Source organism: Aerosakkonema sp. BLCC-F183 (genome assembly GCF_041929145.1).
Taxonomy (GTDB): Bacteria; Cyanobacteriota; Cyanobacteriia; order Cyanobacteriales; family Aerosakkonemataceae; genus Aerosakkonema.
In genome coordinates this window covers 160,465-182,982 of record NZ_JBHFNU010000087.1, presented here as the reverse complement: position 1 = coordinate 182,982, position 22,518 = coordinate 160,465, and the positions used below count along the sequence as shown (strand labels likewise).

General features: G+C 42.4%; 20 protein-coding genes. 11 read left to right on the top strand and 9 right to left on the bottom strand.

The genetic code is table 11. The features are described 5' to 3' along the window. Positions 1 to 427: 427 nt before the first annotated feature. The 3 genes from ACE1CD_RS25750 to ACE1CD_RS25740 all read left to right on the top strand — a co-directional run bounded on the left by ACE1CD_RS25750 (position 428) and on the right by ACE1CD_RS25740 (position 2,922). Positions 428 to 1,042 carry an IS607 family transposase gene (locus ACE1CD_RS25750; RefSeq protein ID WP_374826690.1) on the top strand — a complete coding sequence of 205 codons (615 nt, stop codon included), beginning with the start codon at positions 428 to 430 and terminating at the stop codon, positions 1,040 to 1,042. Continuing rightward, positions 1,033 to 2,232, top strand: coding sequence for an RNA-guided endonuclease InsQ/TnpB family protein (locus ACE1CD_RS25745; RefSeq protein ID WP_374826689.1), 1,200 nt, complete (start codon positions 1,033 to 1,035; stop codon positions 2,230 to 2,232). The genes ACE1CD_RS25750 and ACE1CD_RS25745 overlap by 10 nt, the downstream gene beginning before the upstream one ends. Positions 2,233 to 2,340: 108 nt before the next feature. Further along, positions 2,341 to 2,922: an ABC transporter permease subunit gene (locus tag ACE1CD_RS25740; RefSeq protein WP_374826688.1), complete on the top strand. Its 582-nt coding sequence runs from the start codon at positions 2,341 to 2,343 to the stop codon at positions 2,920 to 2,922. 258 nt (positions 2,923 to 3,180) lie between these two features. Here ACE1CD_RS25740 and ACE1CD_RS25735 read toward each other — a convergent pair whose 3' ends face one another. The 3 genes from ACE1CD_RS25735 to ACE1CD_RS25725 all read right to left on the bottom strand — a co-directional run bounded on the left by ACE1CD_RS25735 (position 3,181) and on the right by ACE1CD_RS25725 (position 8,439). Continuing rightward, entirely contained in the window at positions 3,181 to 4,449 is a 1,269-nt protein-coding gene (locus tag ACE1CD_RS25735; protein WP_374793444.1) for a lipid-A-disaccharide synthase, read from the bottom strand. A gap of 92 nt (positions 4,450 to 4,541) precedes the next feature. Continuing rightward, positions 4,542 to 6,659 (bottom strand): hypothetical protein, encoded by a 2,118-nt coding sequence (locus tag ACE1CD_RS25730; RefSeq protein ID WP_374826686.1) that lies wholly within the window; start codon positions 6,657 to 6,659, stop codon positions 4,542 to 4,544. Between the two features lie 220 nt (positions 6,660 to 6,879). After that, a complete protein-coding gene (locus ACE1CD_RS25725; RefSeq protein WP_374826685.1) occupies positions 6,880 to 8,439 on the bottom strand; it encodes a hypothetical protein in 1,560 nt (519 codons plus the stop codon). Positions 8,440 to 9,018: 579 nt separating this feature from the next. On the opposite strand from ACE1CD_RS25725, the gene ACE1CD_RS25720 reads away from it, so the two are divergent. Continuing rightward, on the top strand, positions 9,019 to 10,137 hold the full coding sequence (locus ACE1CD_RS25720; protein ID WP_374826684.1) for a methyltransferase: 1,119 nt from the start codon (positions 9,019 to 9,021) through the stop codon (positions 10,135 to 10,137). 243 nt (positions 10,138 to 10,380) lie between these two features. On the opposite strand, the gene ACE1CD_RS25715 is transcribed toward ACE1CD_RS25720, so the two are convergent. After that, positions 10,381 to 11,307: a hypothetical protein gene (locus tag ACE1CD_RS25715; protein WP_374792821.1), complete on the bottom strand. Its 927-nt coding sequence runs from the start codon at positions 11,305 to 11,307 to the stop codon at positions 10,381 to 10,383. Between the two features lie 555 nt (positions 11,308 to 11,862). Here ACE1CD_RS25715 and ACE1CD_RS25710 point away from each other — a divergent pair. The 3 genes from ACE1CD_RS25710 (at position 11,863) to ACE1CD_RS25700 (ending at position 18,210) form a co-directional block, all read left to right on the top strand. Further along, positions 11,863 to 15,831 (top strand): magnesium chelatase subunit H, encoded by a 3,969-nt coding sequence (locus ACE1CD_RS25710; protein ID WP_374792819.1) that lies wholly within the window; start codon positions 11,863 to 11,865, stop codon positions 15,829 to 15,831. A 154-nt stretch (positions 15,832 to 15,985) separates the two neighbouring features. Next, a complete protein-coding gene (locus ACE1CD_RS25705; protein ID WP_374826683.1) occupies positions 15,986 to 17,356 on the top strand; it encodes a DNA cytosine methyltransferase in 1,371 nt (456 codons plus the stop codon). Positions 17,357 to 17,370: 14 nt separating this feature from the next. Next, positions 17,371 to 18,210, top strand: a complete 840-nt coding sequence (locus ACE1CD_RS25700) for a TdeIII family type II restriction endonuclease (RefSeq protein ID WP_374826682.1) — start codon at positions 17,371 to 17,373, stop codon at positions 18,208 to 18,210. 10 nt (positions 18,211 to 18,220) lie between these two features. Here ACE1CD_RS25700 and ACE1CD_RS25695 read toward each other — a convergent pair whose 3' ends face one another. The 4 genes from ACE1CD_RS25695 to ACE1CD_RS25680 all read right to left on the bottom strand — a co-directional run bounded on the left by ACE1CD_RS25695 (position 18,221) and on the right by ACE1CD_RS25680 (position 19,242). Continuing rightward, the gene (locus ACE1CD_RS25695) at positions 18,221 to 18,478 is read right to left on the bottom strand and encodes a hypothetical protein (RefSeq protein ID WP_374826681.1); all 258 of its coding nucleotides are present in this window, start codon (positions 18,476 to 18,478) and stop codon (positions 18,221 to 18,223) included. Next, positions 18,465 to 18,716 (bottom strand): type II toxin-antitoxin system RelE/ParE family toxin, encoded by a 252-nt coding sequence (locus ACE1CD_RS25690; RefSeq protein ID WP_374826680.1) that lies wholly within the window; start codon positions 18,714 to 18,716, stop codon positions 18,465 to 18,467. Before ACE1CD_RS25690 ends, ACE1CD_RS25695 begins: the two co-directional genes overlap by 14 nt. Next, positions 18,709 to 18,954 (bottom strand): hypothetical protein, encoded by a 246-nt coding sequence (locus ACE1CD_RS25685; protein WP_374826679.1) that lies wholly within the window; start codon positions 18,952 to 18,954, stop codon positions 18,709 to 18,711. The genes ACE1CD_RS25690 and ACE1CD_RS25685 overlap by 8 nt, the downstream gene beginning before the upstream one ends. 66 nt (positions 18,955 to 19,020) lie before the next feature. Continuing rightward, the gene (locus tag ACE1CD_RS25680; RefSeq protein ID WP_374826678.1) at positions 19,021 to 19,242 is read right to left on the bottom strand and encodes a hypothetical protein; all 222 of its coding nucleotides are present in this window, start codon (positions 19,240 to 19,242) and stop codon (positions 19,021 to 19,023) included. Between the two features lie 82 nt (positions 19,243 to 19,324). Between ACE1CD_RS25680 and ACE1CD_RS25675 the strand changes: the two genes are divergently transcribed. From ACE1CD_RS25675 to ACE1CD_RS25665, 3 genes are read left to right on the top strand one after another with little or no spacing between them, the layout of a single operon-like run. Next, positions 19,325 to 19,609 carry a BrnT family toxin gene (locus ACE1CD_RS25675; RefSeq protein WP_374826677.1) on the top strand — a complete coding sequence of 95 codons (285 nt, stop codon included), beginning with the start codon at positions 19,325 to 19,327 and terminating at the stop codon, positions 19,607 to 19,609. Beyond that, on the top strand, positions 19,584 to 19,832 hold the full coding sequence (locus ACE1CD_RS25670) for a BrnA antitoxin family protein (RefSeq protein ID WP_374826676.1): 249 nt from the start codon (positions 19,584 to 19,586) through the stop codon (positions 19,830 to 19,832). Before ACE1CD_RS25675 ends, ACE1CD_RS25670 begins: the two co-directional genes overlap by 26 nt. A 47-nt stretch (positions 19,833 to 19,879) precedes the next feature. Further along, on the top strand, positions 19,880 to 20,455 hold the full coding sequence (locus ACE1CD_RS25665) for a Uma2 family endonuclease (RefSeq protein ID WP_374826675.1): 576 nt from the start codon (positions 19,880 to 19,882) through the stop codon (positions 20,453 to 20,455). A gap of 148 nt (positions 20,456 to 20,603) precedes the next feature. Here the strand turns inward: ACE1CD_RS25665 and ACE1CD_RS25660 are convergent, their stop codons facing one another. Next, entirely contained in the window at positions 20,604 to 21,989 is a 1,386-nt protein-coding gene (locus ACE1CD_RS25660; RefSeq protein WP_374826674.1) for an ATP-binding protein, read from the bottom strand. A 178-nt stretch (positions 21,990 to 22,167) separates the two neighbouring features. On the opposite strand from ACE1CD_RS25660, the gene ACE1CD_RS25655 reads away from it, so the two are divergent. Further along, positions 22,168 to 22,482: a hypothetical protein gene (locus tag ACE1CD_RS25655; RefSeq protein ID WP_374826673.1), complete on the top strand. Its 315-nt coding sequence runs from the start codon at positions 22,168 to 22,170 to the stop codon at positions 22,480 to 22,482. Positions 22,483 to 22,518: the final 36 nt, after the last annotated feature.

The window sequence follows — 22,518 nt, the reverse complement described above, 5'->3', positions numbered from 1 at the left end:
CAAAAAGACCTGTGCCGCTGGGCCGACTTTAAAGAATAGGGTAGATAGGGCTGTACAGGGGTGCTATTTGGTGGTATTCTTAAATAATGGAGATATTACCAAAATCAAATATTACAAGATAGTTCTTCCTCATCAAGATTATCATAATTTAAAAAAAAGATCCTGTCAAGGGGTTGGTAACAGTAAAGCATAAACCTCATAATATCTACTAAATCCTCACAAAATCTTCTAATGCTATGTTATAATAAATGTACTCTGGAGCAATTTACTATGCAAAGGAAGAAAGTAGTCCGTGTTACAAAGACGGAATTTGAACTGGATGATGGAACCGTATATCCTCATAGCGTTGAACTCGGTGAAGTTCCAACACTTGAAGAGTTCCAAGCTCATTACGACCATTGGTTCTCTATATTTGAGGAAATGACCAATGGAGGAGAAGTTACTGACCCCTGTTCAGGTTTGTGTTGCGCTTAATGTCAGCATTCAAACACTGAGACTTTGGGACAAATCTGGCAAATTACAAGCAATTCGGACTCCTGGTAATCAAAGAAGATACAGAGAGTCAGATATCATCAAATTCATAGGCATTGAAACAGCGGTAAAAGTTAAAGAGCAGTCTGTATTGCTTTACAGCAGAGTCTCGTCAGCAGAACAGAAGACCAAAGGCGACTTAGACCGCCAAAATACAAGACTAACTGAATACGCAGCTAAGAAGAATTACAAAGTATCTTACGTATTTACTGAAGTAGGTTCTGGGATGAACGATTCTAGAGCCAAGCTAAACCGCGCAATGCAGCTAGCTATCGAAGGCAAGATAACGAAAGTTATTGTTGAGCATAAAGACCGTTTAATCAGGTTTAATTTCAACATACTTAAACTATTCTTTGAGTCACATGGTGTAGAAGTTGAATACATCGAAGAGACATTACCAAAAAGCTATGAAGCAGAATTAATAGAAGATATGTTATCTCTAATGTCTTCCTTTAGTGCCAAAATCTATGGCAAGAGAAGTGGAGAAAGGAGAAGTCAGAAATGCTCTTAGTGGAAAGACATATTATTAAGCATACACATCAACACTGGCAAGAAATAGATAAATTATCATTCTTGTCTAAGAATTTATATAATGCCGCCAATTATATATGTCGTCAATATTTCTTTGCTACAGGCAAGAAGTATAAACTGGCTGAACTTTATCATCTAGTCAAGAATTCGGTTGATTATCGAGCATTACCCACCAAAGTTAGCAAACAGATCGTTAAGCGTTTAGTCTCTACTTGGACTGGATACTTTGAAGCACATAAAGAATGGAATAAGTGTCCATCAAAGTTCTTAGGAGAACCTAGAATACCAGGATATAAGCACAAGACCAAGGGACGTAATGCTGTTATCTACTATCACGAATCAATATCCAAAGCTGAACTGAAGCAAGGAATTTGTCACTTGTCAATGAGTGATATTAAGATACCTACAAAAGTAGATAATGTTGTAGAAGTAAGATTAGTACCTCGTCCGACTTGTTACATAGTAGAAATTGTTTATGAGCAGCAAGAGGAGCAGCAAATTGATAGTAATTATATAGCTGCTATTGACCTTGGCTTAACCAATTTAGTGGCACTGACATCAAATAAAGGTGGCTTTCGACCACTATTAATTAACGGAAGACCGCTAAAAAGTGTCAATCAGTTCTATAACAAAACTAAATCCAAACTGCAATCACAATTAGGAGACAGACGCAAATCTAGTCAACGTATTCAATCACTAACCGCTTATAGGAATAACTATGTTGACAACTATTTACACAACACAAGTAGGCAGATCGTTAATACTATCAAAGCTCATGGTATTGGTACTTTAGTTATTGGCAAAAACGATAACTGGAAGCAGAATATCAATATAGGCAAGCAGAATAATCAGTCATTTACACATATTCCTCATGCCAAATTTATTGACCAACTAACTTATAAATGTCAATTAGCAGGAATTAAGGTGATTGTGACTGAGGAATCTTATACCAGCAAGACATCTGCTTTAGATCTAGAATCTCCTTGTCAACATGAAACTTATCTAGGTAAGCGTGTAAAGCGAGGATTGTTCCAGTCCCACTCTGGAATAAAGATAAATGCAGATATTAATGGCTCTCTACAGATCGCTAGAAAAGTATTCCCTAATGCTTACACAGCAGAAGGGATAGCGAGGGCAGCCGTCGCCCCATTAAAGGTTTTACCTTTATAAAGATGGGAACTACATTGCATTTCTACTAACGTAGATTTTAGTAGGTTTCGTCAAACGGTTTCCCCCTTCTTTAAAGAAAGTTTCACACAAAGAAGTTTAAAGTAGGTTATGGAGCAAGGAAATAACATTTATTCATTAATTTTGGCCAGCCTGCAAATGTTATGCCAAGGATACATACCAGCAGCTGTTTTGGGGGTTGGCATAGGAATCGTGATTGGAAAGAATAATATAATCTACGAGATATTAAAGAGAGTTTTGCAGTTCCCGGCGAGTATTCCGGCGATCGCGTTATTGCCGATCGCGCTAATCCAATTTAAAGATAACCTCAGCAGCGTACTTTTCCTCGTATTTTTCAGTGCTATTTGGCAAATTGCCATTAACACAGCAACAGGGGTGAGAAAGTCTCGGCGAGAGGAAAATGGGATGAAAGTTGCGATCGAACATATATTTACTGGGTTGAGAATAGGGATAGGATTAGCATGGTTTACCGTCATCGCAGGAGAAATTTTAGTTGGTAGTAGAGGAATAGGCTTTTTCATCTGGGATGCCTATAATAGCAATGAAACTCAACAAGTACTCAAGGGAGTACTGTATATTGGTATTATTGGCTTTTTATTAGATGGGGTCTTGGATTTAGCAGGATATCTCGTCATGCGTCCATTTGGAAGCGATGAAAAAAATAACCTGTAAACTTAAGCCACGATCATATTGTGTGCGGTTATCATCGGTAGTAGATGAATGATGTTGAGGAGTATCAGCGGGAATCAGGGGTTAAATTTTTACCGCAGATAAAGATAGATGAACGCTTCGGAACGCAGATGCGATCGCGAAGCGTGTGCGAAGCACGTATCGCAAATTTTTTCGGCTACCAATGTAACCGGATATGATATCACACATGGGTAACACTAACAAATATTTTCCACCATAAACTCGAAAGACCCATCAATTTTACGCCACAGATATTTTCTCATATGAAAGTTCTTCAGAAACTATCTGTGCTAGCTTTTGCGCTGCACCTGCTTCGCCTCGCACTTGGCGAAGACGATCGCGCATATCCTCCAATTTGACAGGATTGTTCAAATAATTCAAAACCAAGTCTGCTACATCTTGAGGTTGCAATTTACCGACAAGTTCCGGCACAATTTCGGCTTTTGCCCAAATATTCGGCCATGCAAACAAACGTTTTTGTTGGAGGATCGACCAGTTAATAATTTTAGCAAAAATAGAACCGAAACCGGGTAAATTGGCAAGCAGTCCAGGCAAACCATCCCAACTTCGCATTGCATCTAGTTGTTGCGTGGGAAGCAACACAATCATGGGTACTGCTAAAGCGCCCAATTCAGCTGTATTAGCACCCACCGTAGTCAGACATAAACGACATTGAGATAACAATTTGTAGGCTGGTGATTGCGTATATAATTGTACCAGCAAACCGCTTGGTGTTTTGATAAAAGGAAGTTCTGGGTGAGGAGGTATAACTAATTCACCACTTCCCCATCCCAGACGCTGAATGAGAGGATTGTGCTGGCGATCGCCAAAACGTGCTAATGTTTGAATATCCAAAGTGGGAGCAAGAAAAATCGCAAAACGAGTTTGAGGACGTGCAGCGTGGATACGTTCGGCGCTCGCTAATACAAAAGGCAGACCTTGAAATAACTTTGCTGGTTTAGATCCCGGTAATAAACCAATTAATTCTAGATGAGATTGAGCGTCTTTTTCTGTTATCCTTTCAACTGGGACTTCTGCCATTAAGTCCCCAACGACAGTAAATTTCCGATGATATTTTGGCGAAACTTTAGCAAGAATTTCCGATTTCATTAGGCCAAATCGATCGATCCAATTATGCCAACGCGCTGACCATTCAGCGTAAACGATGGTACGATAGTTTAAACGCTTGCCAATTAGCACAGTAAAAAACTGATCGCCACCTAAAAAAAGAACCGCACCGCGATCGCGCCAGTCCCAATCTTCAGGAGTCTTACCCCATAATAAAAATGGAAAAAAATGTTCTGCACCTTGAACTCGATCGACTTCAGGGTAACTGCGTGCAATTTCCACCTCTTTGCCGCTAGCATTGGGACAAGGGGATAGCACCACCGAGATGCGTACTTGAGAGCGATCGTATCCCAGTAGTTGTCGCAGTTGTTGCACCACCGGACGCACCCAGGTTGCCAACTCCCCAGGCCCATTTGAGAGAATTACGATATCGGCGTTCATCGTTTGCGGTTCATCTTTCATAGTTCATAGTTAATGGTAATCGACAATAAACAATGTGCAACGAACCGCGAACGATCGACATGAAAACCTTTTTAGGTGAAGAAAACAGTTCCCTGTAGGAAAACGAAATCACCTCCACTCGTGCGAGTCAATTGAGTTGTTACCCCTTCCAAAACCGCAACTAAGTCACCCCTGGAAAAGAGTCTGAGATTTCCATCTTGAACTTGTTGCACAAGGTTAGGATCTACGCTCTCGATGACGTCAACTCCTTTCTCGAAATTGCGAATTATCGCGTAGTCATTTGCACCGCCACCAATATAATACTGGATGCCATTGGGATTAGATGGGGAAGTACCGTGACCCAGCTGAAAAACCTCTGCACCAGGCGAACCGATCAGAATATCGATCTCGCCCAAACCAGTACTTGCCGATATATAATCTACAGGATCGTAGCCCAGCACCTTAAAATCAATGCCGAATAAAAATGGCTTTAATCCAAAAGCTTGTACGACATCATTACCGCTAGTACCGCTGAAAATGGGAAGTCGATTTTCATATTGCCCAATTTGGACAAAGTGATCGAAAGCCGATACTATATTGTCGTTTGGGTCTGCTACAGCCGCAGCGACATCGGGGTAATACCCTTCATAATCGTCAGGGTAGAAATAAGTGGGCGATCGTCCTTCCTTCAAGCCAAACTGGAGAAAATGATCGTACCAAGACTTGAAAGTTCCGTTTGCTATTCCTGTCGCTACATCAGGGTATTTTTGTAAATAAAGATCGCCCGAACCGGGAACTCCTACATCAGGAGCCCGTCCCTCATCGTAACCAAAATAGATAAAGTGTTCCAGCCCAGAAGAAAAAACCCCTGCGGCGACAGCATCTGCCACATCTTTATATTTTTGCAAGTAATTAGCTTCGTTGAAATAGGGCGATATCAATGTGCGGCCTTCTTTCCGACCGGATAAATTAAAATGCGCTAATCCAGAAGTAATTTTGCCCGCCTTAACCTCCTCCGCCACATCGGGGTTATTTTGCAGATAATATGCTTCGTCAAATAACTTTGGCGGCAGTTTGGTAATGTCGAATCTGACATCATCGAAACCAATTTCTGCACCTTTGTTCTGCAAGATATTGAGCAAACGAATTTGCAATAGTTGGCCTAAATTGGGGTCATTAGCAGCAGCCGAATAAGTGACAGTTGATTCGCCAAAAGTCCCTTCCGGCAGATTGAGGGTGTTATTATCCTGGGCAATTACTTGAGAGCCAGCCAACAGCTGCACCGCATACCCAGGAAAGCCGGGAGAGGTGAATTCATCGGGTGCGGCATTACCGACTTTAACTTTTAACTGATATGTGGTGTCAGCCGTCAAGACAGTAGGAAGTGTTTGGGTTAAGCCAACGACACCGCTTCCTGGTGGTAGCCCCAAAAAAATAGCTCCCACATTATTGCCTTCAGGAGCTTCTTGTGGATAAGAGTATGTGGCAGGATTTAACACTGCATAGTTACCAACCCCCGGTACGCTAATCAGGTTGGATGGGTCATATACTTGCCAACCTGGAACCAGTTGAGTAGTGTAATCATTGTCCGCCAGAACGGGATCTTCAAACCCGCTGTTGATGACGGTCGGAGTAGTAGCCTCTAACTTGACATCATCAAAACCGATTTCTGCACCTGTACCTTGCAAAATATTAAACAATCGAATTTGCAGAGGCTTGCCCAAATTGGGGTCATTGGCTGACGAGGTATATTTGACTGTGGAAAGTGCAAAATTGCCTTCTAAAGGGTTTTGAGTGTTATTATCTTGGGCAATTACTCGATCGCCTGCCAACAATTCCACTCGATAACCTGGGAAGCCGGAAGGAGTAAATTCGTCCGGGGCGGCATTGCCTACTTTCACCTGTAAATTATAGGTCGTGTTGGGTGCCAACACACTGTTGAGGGTTTGGGTTAGCGCTACCTCGCCGCTACCTGGGTCGAGTCCCAAAAAAATTGCACTCACATTATTGCCTTGCGGCGCTTCACCTAGATAAGAGTAGGTGGCAGGATTCAATACGGCATAGTTAGAAACGAAGGGTATTAATATGAGGTTTGATGGGTCATAGACCTGCCAACCGGGTACATCCTGAACGGTAAATTCGTTGTCTCCCAGAAAGGGTAGTTCAAAACCTGGGTTTGCGATCGGTATCTCGGTGGTTATAATGTTCATCACTCCTCACCTTGAATCCTCTTGTTAAGTATAAACACTTACAAATTTATCATAAACTTAAAAATTAGTTAGGCTAGATAATACAGATATTTACGGAAATAAACGATCGAGCCAGCTGTTTTCGGGGCAAAGAAACCCAGTTTCTTGGTTTTATCATCCCCAAGCGACAATTTTTCATAGAAACCGGGTTCTTTGCATCATTCCTAACTAAATCAACATTCTAGAAAATGCGGCCTTCAGCTGCGCCTGACTGGAGATAGTGATCGTAACCGGAGATGAAAGTTCCTGCTGCTACAGCTTGAGCGACATCGGTGTATCTTTGCAAATAAGCATCTTGGGCGTTCCCCATCTGTCCTGCGGACATAGGCGAGTAGCGTTGCTCTTCGTAGCCAAAATCGATAAAGTGTTGCAGACCAGAAGAAAAAACGCCTATGCTGACAGCATCTGCCACATCGCTGTAGGTTTCCAAGTAAGCAGCTTCGTTGAAATATGGCGAGATGGATGTCCGACCTTCTTTTAAACCAAAAGCACCGAAATGAGCGAATCCCGAAGAAAATTTGCCAGAGCTTACAGCGACAGCGACATCGGTGTTATTTTGCAGATAGTACGCTTCGTTAAACAATCCTTTCGGAAGTCCAGTAATATCTAAGCGGAAATTATCAAAACTAACTTCTTGACCTTCCGCCAGTGACAAATTCAGCACTCGCAGTTCCAGTTGTTTGCCCAAATTCGGGTCATTAGCAGCAGCGCTGTAAGTGAGGGAAGAGGGAACAAAAGCACCTTCCGCCGGCCTGACAGTATCGTAGTCTTGGGCAATCAGGCGGTCGCCCGCCATCAGTTGCACCGTATAACCGGGGAAACCCGCGAGTGCGGAGAAATCGGGACTGGGGGCGATATTGCCCACATCAAATTTTAAATTGTAGACGGTATTAGCTTCTAATGTCAGGGGCAGTTTCTGCGTTATCCCCAGGATGCCACTTCCCGGCCCTTTGGTGTTAAAAAGACCGCCGCCATTATTGCCTTCCGATACCCCGTTGGGATAAAAAATCGGTGCGGGATTGAATACCGCAGGACCCGATCCCTCGTTCGGATCGATGACGCCGGATGGGTCGTAGATTTCCCAACCAGGTATGACTAAATAGGAGACTTCGCCGCCTTTGACAAGGGGAGGGTCTTCAAATCCGGCGTTGACAATAGTAGTTTTAGTTGCTTCTAACTTGACATCATCGAAGCCGACTTCTGCACCTGTACCTTGCAAAATATTAAACAATCGAATTTGCAGAGGTTGACCCAAATTGGGGTCATTGGCTGCGGCGGTATATTTGACGGTCGAAATACCAAAACTGCCTTCGATGGGGTTTTGAGTGTTGTTGTCTTGGCCGATTACTCGATCGCCTGCCAACAATTCGACTCGGTAGCCTGGGAAACCAAAAGGAGTAAACTCATCCGGGGCGGCATTGCCCACTTTCACCTGTAAATTATAGGTCGTGTTGGCTTCCAATACACTGCTGAGGGTTTGCGTTAATGCCACCTCGCCACTACCTGGGTCGAGCCCCAAAAAAATTGCCCCCACATTATTGCCTTGCGGCGCTTGTCCCGGATACGAGTAGGTGGCGGGATTTAAGACGGCATAGTTGGAAACGAAGGGAATCAGTATCAACCCAGATGGGTCGTATATTTGCCAACCGGGTACATCCTGAACGGTAAATTCGTTGTCTCCCAGAAAAGGTAGTTCAAAGCCTGGGTTTGCGATCGGGATCTCGGTGGTTATCGTGTTCATCAGTCTCTACTTGTATTAAAGTTGGGTAACCCATACTTAGCTGAGTTTGAGTATAAATTTTATCAGCAAACTCAGCTATTTAAAATTTAAATTATCTAATAAATCAAAATCCAAAATCCTCTAGGATCGGCCTCTCAAAGCTTGAATTTGATATATTCGGCATAAGTCGGCACGACCGTATACTACCTTGGCTCTCGTAATTGAGTATTAAAATACAATTTTTGAGTAAACTTGTTACTTTGCCGTACTGCGTAACCAAAAAATATATGTAATTGCTATACTTTTCCTACTTTTCTCCGAGCAAAGCAGTCTTGAAATAACACTTATGTTGGACAAAACAGATGACTGCGATGGGTGTTGGGAGGAATGAGAAGGATTAGTTGGCAGATCGCAGTCTCAGCGACTGCTGGTATTGACGGATCTAAAAATAGGGTGCGATGATAGTCAACAATGATACCTAAACGAGCTAATTAATGACTCAATTAAATATGTTTATAAAGAGTCTTTAAAAACGATTAGGTATGACTAATAAGCCCAGAAACCTTCCCCAAATAGAGAAGACAAAGGATAGAAGTAAATATGACGACTTTACTTAACTTTTTGGATGTAGCGAATTCTCAAAAAACATCTGTAGATGGGGAAACACTCAGGTTGCTTAAGGACAACAAAGATTCCTTAAAAATGAGCGACTTGACCATGTTGCTATTTGGTCACGCTGCTTTCCAATATCTCTATGCAGGTTGTGAGTTGGGAGTATTTGAATTGCTTTCTAGAGAACCCGATCTTACCAAAGAAGAAATTGGCGATCGGCTGAACCTAGAAGCATACCCGACGAAGTGTTTAATGCTAGGTTTAACTGCTCTAAAACTTGTTATTAAAGAGGGCGATACATATCGGAACAGTTTTGTAATGCAAATGCTGTTTGTGGATGGCATTTGGCAAGAATTTTACGATACCGTTCTGTTTGAGGCTCGCATTGTTTATGTAGGACAGCTAGATTTTGTAGAGTCCTTGCGCCAAAATCGCAACGTGGGTTTGAGACAGTTCCCAGGAGAAGGGCCAGATCTCTATCATCGCTTTATCGAACACCCAGAAATCGAAAAGGTATTCTACAACTATATGGGTTCTTGGTCAAGGTTGGCCAATCCATTGTTGATCAAAAATGTTGACTTTTCCAAATTCCAGAAGGTGGTAGATGTGAGTGGTGGAGATGCTACCAACGCCACAACTGTAGCTGCTGCTTATCCGAACTTGGATATCACCCTGCTGGAAATTCCTGCTAGCTGTCCGATCGCACAAAAGAAAATCGATGCACACGGACTAACCGATCGCATTCACGTTCGTGGCGTTGATATCTTCGTTGACGAGTTTCCCAAAGGCCATGATTGTTTCATGTTTATCCATGTGCTAGTCATATGGACATTAGAAGAAAACACATTCTTGCTTCGTAAAGCTTATGAAGCATTGGAACCAGGTGGTTCGGTAATCATCTTCAACTCCATCTCCTCCGATAACGAAGATGGCCCTGTAATGGCGGCACTCGATTCACCCTACTTTATGGCGCTTCCCGCTACAGGCGGCATGATTTACTCCTGGGCAGATCACGAAAAATGCCTGCGAGATGCCGGCTTCACAAAAATGGAGCGTATTGACTGCAATGCTTGGACTCCTCACGGAATCATCATCGCCACCAAGTAGAATTTTAAATCGATCGGTGGTTGGGGATTGATGACTGGGTATTTAGACATCTCCTCCAAAAGAATCTCAAAGGGCAGGCAGGATGCCTACCCCACAAGAATTTTTCGAGATGTCTATTGAACAAAGGGAAGTAGTTTTTTGTTCTGCTACACCAGTCCCCCATCTAAAAATATTATTCATCTCCTGACAAAAGGGCGGGTTGTGCGTCAACCCGCCCCTTGTTTTGTAGATTTTAACCGAATTTTAGCCCAGGAGAGTAAACCCGCTTTTCACAGCGTCTGATGGGTTGAGTAGTGCTAAATTCGGATTTCCTTCTACAACAGCAACCAAATCGTTTTGTTTGCCTAAATTGCTGTTGGAGGCAGTATAAATTAAATAGTCACCGCCAGAACCATTGGGAACCAAAGTAAATTGATTTGGTGTGCCGCCGAGTACGATTGTGTCTTTCCCTTTCTCGAAATTACGAATTATAGCGTAATCGTTAGTGCCGACATCCTTAGAATTTAGATAGAAAGATTGGTAGCTATTTGTAGCGGTGCTGCTTGTAATGCGACCGACTCCCACAACAAACTGATCCGATCCGGAACTGCCAATCAGGGTATCGATTTCTCCATCACCCTTGCTTGTAATTCTCACATCGTATGTAGCACTATTAATGTCTCCTACTGCACTAGCAATAGCAACTCCGTAAATCTGAGTTTTGCTGCCAAAGGCAGTGACAACATCGCTAGCATTAGAAGCAGTGAAATAACCCGTTCTTCCCTCAAACTGTCCAACCTTTTGGTAGTGTTCCAAACCCGACTTGAAAGTGCCAAGCCTGACGGCTTCAGAAACATCGAGGTTGTTTGTTAAATACGCCTTTTCGTTGAAAAAAGTAACTGGATCTGGGCCTGCGGCTGGAGTTCCAGAACGACCCTCTGCTTCTCCGAAAACGATGAAATGTTGCAACCCAGATCGGAAAAGTCCAACTCGAACTGCTTCCGCTACATCGGGATTTCTAGCCAGATAAGTTGCTTCGTCAAAGGATGGAGATATTAAAGTACGGCCTTCTACTACACCAAACTGTTGAAAATGCTGCAAGCCAGAACTAAAAAGCCCAGATGCGACCGCCTCTCTGACATCGGCATAATTTTCTAGGTAGAAACTCTCGTTGAAGATAGCAAAACTCATGTTAATCTCCCTCCAGTTATAATTGAGGCACTAATATGCGGTTGGATAAGCGCATCTTCATGTCTGTGAAAGTATGGTTGTTGATTTTAAGATGCTTGCCTCGATCGAGTATATTATTAGTTTAATGGTGCTGATATAAATTTTATGTAAGTAAATAGTAAATAATTAACTATAAAGTTTATCAAAATTTAAAATAACTGCTTAGCTTGTGCAGCTTATCAATTTTTTATGCAAAGATATTAAGTTTACCCAGCGCCAATAGAATTTAAGTACATACTGTCAAAAATGTCAAGTATTGTAAAAAAATATTGCGAATTTGTTATCAAATTGTGTCAGATAAGGGCCAAAACCCGCATCTGATAAGCGTTTTCTGGTAAAACAACACATAAGCCACTTTGAGCGATCGGCACCAAGAGCGACGCTTTGAGCGACTCTGGGGTCTTTTGTGTTGGGTGTGAGGTGTCAAGCTCAACCGCCAACACTGGGGACGATCTGACCGATGCCGCATCCAACAATTGACTGAGGAATCTACCGCATCATAAGGAGCCTAACTGAATGTTCACCCACGTCAAGTCCACCATTCGACACATTAAGCCTGACAACCTGCAAGGGCGCTCTTTGATCAAGGTGGTCTATGTCGTGTTAGAGCCGCAATATCAGAGCGCCCTATCAGCGGCGGTTCGCTCGATAAACGAAAACAACCCAAATCTAGCGATCGAAATCAGCGGCTATTTGATCGAAGAACTGCGCGATCGCGACAACTACGACGACTTCAAGCGGGATGTCGCCTCTGCCGATGTTTTTATTGCGTCGCTGATATTCATCGAGGACTTAGCGGAAAAGGTCGTAGCCGCAGTGGAACCGCACCGGGACAAGCTCGATGTCGCCGTTGTCTTCCCCTCCATGCCCCAGGTAATGCGCCTGAACAAAATGGGCAGCTTCTCGATGGCGCAGTTGGGCCAATCGAAAAGTGCGATCGCCCAATTCATGCGGAAACGGAAGGAAAAATCCGGTTCTGGCTTCCAAGATGGAATGCTGAAACTGCTGCAAACCCTGCCCAAAGTCCTGAAATACCTGCCAATGGACAAAGCGCAGGATGCCCGCAACTTCATGCTCAGCTTCCAATATTGGTTGGGCGGTTCCTCCGAGAACCTGGAAAACTTCCTGCTGATGCTAGCAGACAAATACGTTCTCAAAGGACAGCAGAAAGTCCAATTCCAAGATCCCGTCACCTATCCGGATATGGGCATCTGGCATCCTTTAGCACCGACAATGTTTGAGGATGTCAAAGAATACTTTAACTGGTATAATACGCGCAACGATATTCCCGCCGATCTCAAAGATCCCTTAGCGCCTTGCGTTGGTTTGGTGTTGCAGCGCACCCATCTCGTCACTCGCGATGATGCACATTATGTAGCGATGGTGCAAGAATTGGAAGCGATGGGCGCACGGGTAATTTCTGTGTTTGCCGGTGGGTTGGACTTCTCCAAACCGGTGGATACGTATTTCTACAATGCAGCTACGAAGACAACATTAGTAGATACGGTAGTTTCACTGACAGGATTTGCCCTCGTAGGTGGCCCAGCCCGACAAGACCATCCAAAAGCAATTGATTCGCTCAAACGGTTGAATCGTCCTTACATGGTTGCCTTACCTTTGGTGTTCCAAACCACCGAAGAATGGCAAGATAGCGAATTGGGATTGCACCCGATTCAAGTAGCTTTGCAGATCGCAATTCCAGAATTGGATGGCGCGATCGAACCGATTATACTATCCGGTCGGGATGGGGCAACCGGGAAAGCGATCGCACTGCAAGATCGGATTGAAGCGATCGCGCAACGCGCCCTCAAATGGGCTAACTTGCGTCGCAAACCGAAACTGGAAAAGAAAGTTGCGATCACAGTTTTCAGCTTCCCACCCGATAAAGGCAACGTCGGAACTGCTGCTTATCTCGATGTTTTCGGCTCAATTTATGAGGTGATGAAAGCCCTCAAAAATAACGGCTACGACTTACCGGAATTGCCAGATTCAGCCGAAAAATTAATGCAGGAAGTCATCCACGACGCCCAAGCGCAATACAGCACCCCAGAATTAAATATCGCTTACAAAATGTCAGTACCTGAGTATGAAGAATTAACTCCCTACTCAGTACGCTTAGAAGAAAATTGGGGGCCACCGCCCGGACATCTGAACAGCGACGGACAGAACTTATTAATTTACGGCAAACAGTTCGGCAATGTGTTTATCGGCGTGCAACCGACATTCGGTTATGAAGGCGACCCGATGCGCTTGTTGTTCTCCCGTTCTGCCAGTCCGCACCACGGTTTCGCCGCTTATTACACTTATTTGGAACGGATTTGGAAAGCGGATGCAGTGCTGCACTTCGGCACTCACGGTTCGTTGGAATTCATGCCAGGAAAGCAGATGGGAATGTCTGGAGAATGTTATCCAGATTCGCTGATCGGCAAGATTCCCAACATCTATTATTATGCGGCAAATAATCCCAGCGAAGCGACGATCGCCAAGCGCCGCAGCTACGCGGAAACGATCAGCTATCTGACGCCACCAGCAGAGAATGCCGGACTTTACAAAGGTTTGCAAGAATTGAGCGAATTGATCGCCTCTTATCAAACTTTGAAAGATACCGGACGCGGCATTCCGATTGTGAACACAATTATGGATAAATGCCGGATGGTGAATCTGGATAAAGATATCGATTTGCCGGAAAAAGATGCCAAAGATTTAACTGCTGAGGAACGGGATACCCTGATCGGTTTGGTGTATCGGCGCTTGATGGAAATTGAATCGCGGTTGTTACCTTGCGGTTTGCACGTAATTGGGAAACCGCCGAGTGCAGAGGAAGCGATCGCAACTTTGGTGAATATAGCCAATCTCGATCGCACAGAGGAAGAGATTCTGAGTTTGCCTCGGATTATCGCCAATAGTATCGATCGCAATATCGACGAAATTTACAGCAACAACGATAAAGGTGTGTTGTCAGATGTACAACTATTGCAAGACATCACCCAAGCTACCCGCGCCGCTGTTTCTGCTTTGGTGAAAGAACAAACCGATGCAGACGGTCGCGTTTCCCTCGTTTCCAAGCTCAACTTCTTCAATATGGGTAAGAAGGAACCTTGGATCGAAGCATTGCACAAAGCTGGTTACACCAAAGTCGATCCGGAAGCGATCAAACCGCTGTTTGAATATTTGGAATTCTGCCTCAAACAAGTTTGTGCGGATAACGAATTGGGTGGATTGCTGAAAGCTTTGGAAGGCGAATATGTTTTACCCGGGCCGGGTGGCGACCCGATTCGCAATCCGGATGTATTGCCGACGGGTAAGAATATTCACGCTTTAGATCCGCAATCAATTCCCACAGCAGCAGCGGTGAAATCTGCGAAAATAGTAGTAGATAGATTGCTCGATCGGCAACGTGCTGAAAACGGCAAATGGCCGGAGACGATCGCCTGCGTTCTCTGGGGAACAGATAACATCAAAACCTACGGCGAATCCCTCGCCCAAATTATGTGGATGGTGGGTGTAAAACCAGTACCGGATGCTTTGGGACGAGTGAACAAACTCGAACTAATTCCATTAGCAGAATTAGGTCGTCCTCGGATTGATGTTGTCATCAACTGTTCCGGAGTATTCCGCGATTTGTTCATCAATCAGATGAACTTACTCGACCAAGCTGTGAAGATGGCGGCGGAAGCAGACGAACCATTAGAAATGAACTTCGTTCGCAAACACGCATTAGAACAAGCTGCCGAAATGGGAATTAACTTGCGGCAAGCTGCCACTCGCGTCTTCTCCAACGCTTCCGGTTCCTATTCTTCTAACATCAACTTGGCAGTAGAGAACAGCACTTGGGAAAGCGAAGCTGAGTTACAGGAAATGTACCTAACTCGCAAATCCTTTGCTTTCACATCCGATAGTCCCGGCACGATGGAACAGTCTCGGAAGATTTTTGAAACTGCACTTAAATCTGCCGATGTCACGTTCCAAAATCTCGATTCTTCCGAGATTAGCTTAACCGATGTTTCCCACTACTTCGATTCAGATCCCACCAAAGTGGTAGCCAACTTGCGCGGCGATGGCAAAACCCCAGCATCCTATATTGCTGACACCACCACCGCCAACGCACAGGTGCGGACGCTATCAGAAACCGTCCGTTTAGATGCGCGTACCAAACTACTCAATCCCAAGTGGTATGAAGGTATGCTATCGCACGGTTACGAAGGCGTGCGCGAACTCTCCAAACGGTTAGTAAATACGATGGGTTGGAGTGCGACCGCTGGCGCTGTGGATAACTGGATTTACGAAGATACTAACAGCACGTTTATCAAAGATGAGGAAATGCGAAATCGTTTGATGAATCTGAATCCTCATTCTTTCCGCAAAGTTGTTTCCACTTTATTGGAAGTAAACGGTCGCGGTTATTGGGAAACGAGTGAGAGTAATTTGGATCTGTTGAGGGAGTTGTATCAGGAGGTTGAGGATCGGATTGAAGGGGTAGAATAGTTTTACTAAGATGCAGAGACGTTGCATACAACGTCTCTGCATTTTCCCACAGACCATGTAGTGCGATCGCCTAGCCTGCTATAGGCATTCACCTGTTCAGATAATTGCCCAAATCTGCTATACTATATTTGAATTCAGCTAGATCGAAAATCAAATGAATCCAAGTGTTTATGCTCAACAGCTTGAATTATTTGAATTATTTAAGCCCACATCTATTATACCGGGAAAATGCAAATTTACGTTTGTAGACCTATTTGCTGGTATAGGTGGATTTAGAATTCCTCTAGAAGAATTAGGAGGAAAATGTTTAGGCTATTCAGAAATTGATAAAGAAGCGATTAAAGTTTATCAACAAAATTTTATTAAAGATGCCAATTCAGAGGAAGCAAATTTGGGAGATATTACCAAGCTGAGTCAATTTCCTTTTGGAGTAGATGTATTAGTTGGTGGTGTTCCCTGTCAACCTTGGTCGATCGCAGGTAAATTACAAGGTTTGGATGACCCAAGAGGCAAGCTATGGATGGATGTATTTAGAGTAGTAAAAGCTAATCAACCCAAAGCATTTATATTTGAAAATGTTAAAGGTTTAACAGAACCAAGAAATCTACAAAGCCTAAAATACATAATTAATAATCTGACCGCATCAGGTTATGTAGTCAAATACAAGGTACTAAATTCCTACGATTTTGGAGTGCCGCAAGATAGAGATAGACTGTTTATTGTTGGGATTAGGAATGACCTAGAAAAATGCTGGGGATTTACCTTTCCTAAACCCTTAGATAAGCAGCTAAAACTTTATGATGTTATTCCAGGTATTGAGAGGAGTAATTTTATTAAGAAAAAATTTTCTCCTCAAGTTTTATTTGATGGAAAAATTCCAGCGGCAAGAGGGAGATTTCAAAAAATAGATGAATTAAATGATTTTTTCTTATTTACTGACATTAGAGATGGACACACTACCATTCATTCCTGGGACTTAATCGAGACAACAGCAAGGGAAAAATTAATTTGTAAGACAATCCTGAGAAATCGTCGCAAAAAGATTTATGGAAACAAAGATGGTAATCCTTTAAGCTTCCAAGTTTTAGAAACACTTATTCCTGAGTTAGCCTTAGCAGAACTTGATACTTTAGTTGCCAAAGAAATTCTGCGAATAGTAGAGGGAAAATGCTATGAATTCGTCAACTCTAAAATTTCTTCAGGGATTAACGGAATTTCTAAAATTTTCTTACCTCATGCGGATGCAATAGGAACTTTAACCGCAACAGGAACTAGAGATTTTGTAGCGACAATATCCATAGAATGTCAAGAACCAGAAGCATATAAAAAAACATTTATTAGAGAAATATATCAAAATAAAAATTTTCGGCCTCTGACTGCACAAGATTACGCCAAATTGCAAGGCTTTCCTCAATGGTTCAAAATTGCCGATAATGAAACTACAGCCAAACATCAATTTGGTAATGCTGTGTCAGTTCCGGTTATTTACCATTTAACCAAAGCTTTGTTAGAAGTAATTTTGTAATTAGGTGGTTAAATATGGCAGATATTAGTGCAAAAAAACGTGAGATAATTAAAGGATATATAGAAGGCTTTATCCAAGGAATTGTAGATGAATATAAAGGGCGTGTAATTGAAAAACCAACTACGGCAATAGAGTACCTATCCCGCACTTCCGACAAAGGAGAATTAAAACCTTTTCAAGCCGCGCTAATTCCACCAGAATTAATACGCATAAATCAATTTGAGCGGGGTTTAAGTACCAGATTAGGAAATTCTCTGGAAGAATGCGCTCGTTTAATTGCTCTTGAATATCATCCAGATGCACGCAGAGGATATGATATAACAGCGGAAGTTAGTCAGGCAGCTTTTGCAGAAGCGGAACGCCAGAAAGAATATTATGAATCTGCTGCTAATAAAGGAAAAGCTAAACCATCTTTTGAGCAGATGATAACAGCAGTACTTAATGCTAGGCGAATTGATGATTTAGTAACAAAAACTGTACGTGCTGACCTTTATATTTTAGCTGATGACGGAACGGAATACTTATTTGAAATAAAAGCTCCCAAGCCGAATAAAGGACAATGCTTAGAAGTTACCCAACGTTTGTTGAGATTTCACTTACTACGGGGTGGAAATCGTCCACAACTGCAAGCTTATTATGCCATGCCTTATAATCCCTATGGTGTCACAAAAGCCGATTATAAATGGTCACAGGCCAAAAATTACCTGCCTTTTAATGAAACAGTAGTTATTGGAGATGAGTTTTGGAATATTGTAGGCGGATTGGCTACTTATGAGGAATTATTGGAAATATATCTGGAAGTGGGAAGGGAGAAAAGTAAATATATGTTGGATGCTTTAGCTTTTGGGTTTTAAATATGTACAGCTATTTGTATTTGTAAACTGTACAAGCGATCGTGCAAGAATGGATTGAAACTGCACAAGAGTTAGGTCGTCCGATACCTGAAGCAAAGGTTGTTTGATATTTGCTGTTGTGAAAAGCGGGTTGGCGTAGAGTGCTGTATGCGTTGGCGTAGCCTGCGCTTAGCGCGTATCGCCCCATCCCACTATTGAGGACTAACAGACCTAGATGCGATCGCACTTTGCCGAAAAGGAGAGTGCGATCGCTCCTATTTGTACACATCCCCACGCGAACCAATTGCCGTAACAACATACAATTGATTCTGCGTATCTTCTCTAAACAATACCCGATATTTACCCACCCGCAACCGCAACTCAGGACGGCCTTTTAGTGGCTTAATATCAAGTCCTGTAGGGTTGCTAATTAAAGTATCTAAAGCATTAATAATCCGAATTTGGTCATCTGGCTGCATCCGTTCCAGATAACGTTGCGCTGCTTTCAAGAGAATATAATCAGTCAACTTTTTCTCCTAACAGCTTTTGTTTTAATTCTTTTGAAGATATACCGCGATCGCGTCCTGCTAAATAGTCTTGCCAAGCTGCTTCGCTTTCTGCTATTTCTTCATCTGTGATTATTTCATCATCATCTTCCACTTCTCCAGAAACGCTGACTATAGTTTTTAATTCTTCTAACAACTTGAATTTGTCAGTAAGAGTAAGACTTTGAACTTGATTGAGTACCTCTTCATAAGTAGGCATAGGCTATGGCTGGTAATTTTATAACTTAAATCTATTATATTTAAATATTGAGCAAAATTCTATTTTTTAGAGTGCTACGGGAGTGTACTTATCGCCTTTTTCAATCCGCCGAGTGCCAGTTTGATGTTTGCTATTGTGAAAAGCGGATTGGGGTACGGTGCTGTATGCGTTGGCGTAGCCTGCGGGTAGCGCGTATCGCCCCATCCCACTATTGAGAACTAACAGATCTATATGCGATCGCACTGTTATTGTCGGCAAAGTGCGATCGCACAGTTCTACGTTTCCCAAAAGTGCGATCGCTTAGCCTGCGCGTAGCGCGTATCGGATTTATGCTATCTTATAAGTAGATACATTTTGTATATACATATTCATGCTGTTTGAATGGGATGAAGACAAAAACGCCCAAAATCTGAGGAAACATGGCATTAGTTTTGAAGAAGCTCAAGAAATCTTTGACGGAATCGTATTTACCGCCATTGATGAGCGTTTCGACTACGGAGAAATCCGAGAAATCAGTATCGGCGCAATACAGGGTGTCGTTATCGTCACAGTAGCGCATACTGAAAGAAATGGAGTTATCCGCATCATCTCTGCCAGAAAAGCCACTCGACAAGAAATAAAAACCTACTATGAGTATCTCGCCGAAACGACTTGAAGAATTACAAAACATCCCAGAAGATGCCATTGATACATCTGATATTCCTGAGTTAGATGCAAATTTCTGGTCAAAAGCCAAACTGGTAAAACCCATCACCAAAAAAGCAATTTCTATCAGGGTTGATAGCGATGTGTTAGATTGGTTTAAAAGCCAAGGAAAGGGTTATCAATCTTTGATGAATGCTGTGCTGCGCTCTTATGTTGAACATCAGAAAGATTAACGATTTAAATTCAAAAATCAGCAAACTTTCACCTGGTTAATTTTGATATGAATGCTTTAACCGTCAATTTCAATTCCATCATTAAACTGACAGATGAGCAATTTTTCCAGCTATGTCAGGATAACCGCGATTTGAGATTTGAACGCAATGCTAACGGAGAATTAATTATTATGCCACCGACTGGAGGAGAAACGGGAAACCGTAATGGTAGGTTGACGCAACAGTTATTTAACTGGACAGATCTTGATGGTACAGGTATTGCCTTTGACTCTTCCACAGGTTTTAAATTGCCAAATGGTGCAGACCGTTCTCCCGATGCAGCTTGGATACCTTTAGAACGCTGGAATGCTTTAAATAATGAACAACAGAAGAAATTTCTTCCCCTTTGTCCTGATTTTGTCGTTGAATTACTTTCGCCAAGCGATAGTTTAAGTGCAACTCAACAAAAAATGCAGGAGTATATGGATAATGGTACTCGTTTGGGGTGGTTGATTGTTCGATCGTCGCGAAGAGTAGAAATTTATCGGCAAGGTCAAGAAGTGGAAATTTTAGAATCTCCTGTTAGTTTGTCTGGAGAAGATATTTTACCGGGATTTGTGTTAAATCTTGAATCAATTTGGTGACGCTAATATAGCGGATTGCTTTCTGAGTGAGGTCAGATCCCCGACTTCTCCAAGAAGTCGGGGATCTGTGTACGAGTGAGGTGAGATCTCCGACTTCTCCAAGAAGTCGGGTATCTGTGTACGACATCTGACTGCAATTTGCTGTAATTTAATTGAAATATCGATTTTTAACATACTGTTTTAACACGGTATTTAAAGTAAAAAATGCGGTCTTATTCTCTTCTTTTGCACCCAATAGTAACCGCCACCTCAGTGATTGAATAGCATTTAATAAGTCTGATGCCGATAACTGCATTACTTTCAAAATTTGCGGTAAATAAACGGGTTCTGTTTCTTTAGCAAGCTGCTTCATTACCGCTATTTCTTGTTGGGTTAAACGCTGAAATTGTTGGTCTAATTGTGCTTGCAAAGGTTCGCTTAAAATCACAGTGCCACATTGCAAAAAGTCAGAAACGCTGCCGAGAAATAACTCCTTAATCAAGTTAGCAGTAAATTGTAACCAAAGCGGATTGCCTTGATATGTATCAATTAAAGTTTGCCAACAGTTTTCATCTAATAATTCGTGGTTTTTGAATATTTCTTTAGCTGCATCTCTCAAACCTTCTATAACTAAGCAGCGCATCTGGTTATTTTCTTGGTGAAATTGGACAAATTCTCTTGGCTTTTCCCAACTATTTAATATTAAACTGCTAGGGTGGCTAATTTCTGTAATTAGTTGGAAAAAAAGGTGATAATTTTCATAACCAGAACGATATTGTCCTGCTAGTTGTCCGGCGCTGAAAAGCATCTGTACATCATCAAGGACAATTAAACAGCGATGCTGGCGTAGGTTGTTGAGAAGTTGGGAAAGTTGCGTTTCAATATTTTGGATCGGTTCTGATTTGGGAGAGAAGATTTGTTGTAGGTTAGTCAGGGTTTGTTCTAGAGTTGGGGAAAAGCGAAGACTGCGATAGATAACGTAATCGAAGTTATTTTTGATTTGTTTTATCAGTTGTAATGCAAGGGTGGTTTTGCCTATTCCGCTGATTCCTAGAAGTGCGATGAGGCGAGTGCGATCGCGTACTATCCAGTTTTCGAGGGTGGTGAGTTCGGTTGTGCGATCGTAGAAGCTGAAAATTTCCGGTGCGTCGCCTAAGTCGATGTGCGGTTGCGTTGGGGTTTGCTGGGGTTGTTGCGCGACTTGTGGAGATTGAGGAGTTTGGGAACAGATGTTAAGGTTATTAATTCCTATATGTTTTTGATTATATACATGGCCATGATATGAAAAATTATAAACTTTATCCTTCTCTAATATGGCTCGAAAATTTCTTTTCGTAATCTCTTCTCCAAATACTTCAGATAAGATTTTCCATAGTTTTGAACCGACATCTCTGACATAACCTTCACTGGCGTGCATTTCTTCTGCGATGTCTGAGTATTTCCGACCTTGCAGAGTCCCACGCAGAATAGCTTCTTGCAGATAGTCCAAGTGTTCCCCCGTTTTGGCGGAAACTAGCTCGTCTGCCAATTTTAAGATTTCTTTAATGTCCATCATGTCAGGAATGGCGTATGGCTTCTCCTAATTATATGCGAAATATCCGACATTTCTGATATTTCTTACATTTCTGACATTTTATGGTTACAAAAGTACCGACATTTCTGACTAACAGACTTTAATTTAGGTAGGATAATTTACAACTATAGGTATAGGCAATGGAGGAAAAGTGAACTATATGGAACTTTACATTGACACAAGGAGTGCTGATGCCGATCTTTATCAAATTGGGAACTGGATAAAAATCCGTTGTCGAGATAATTTTGATGATGCTATTAGTGCTGAAAGAATATCAACAACTAAAGTTAAAATCAAAGTTGTGGAAGTAGCTGAAGCGAATAGAAACAAAGGTCGTGGTACAGCACTTGTTCAAAAACTTTTTGATCTATTGCCTAGTGAGGTTGATTGTGTTGTACTAGGTAGTAATGATGCGCCTGAATGGTGGAGAAAAATCAAATATAGAATTAGAGGCGGTGACAAGCTCGTTTTGTAGCTAATTTAGTGTGCGTTAAAGAAGTTTAACGCACTG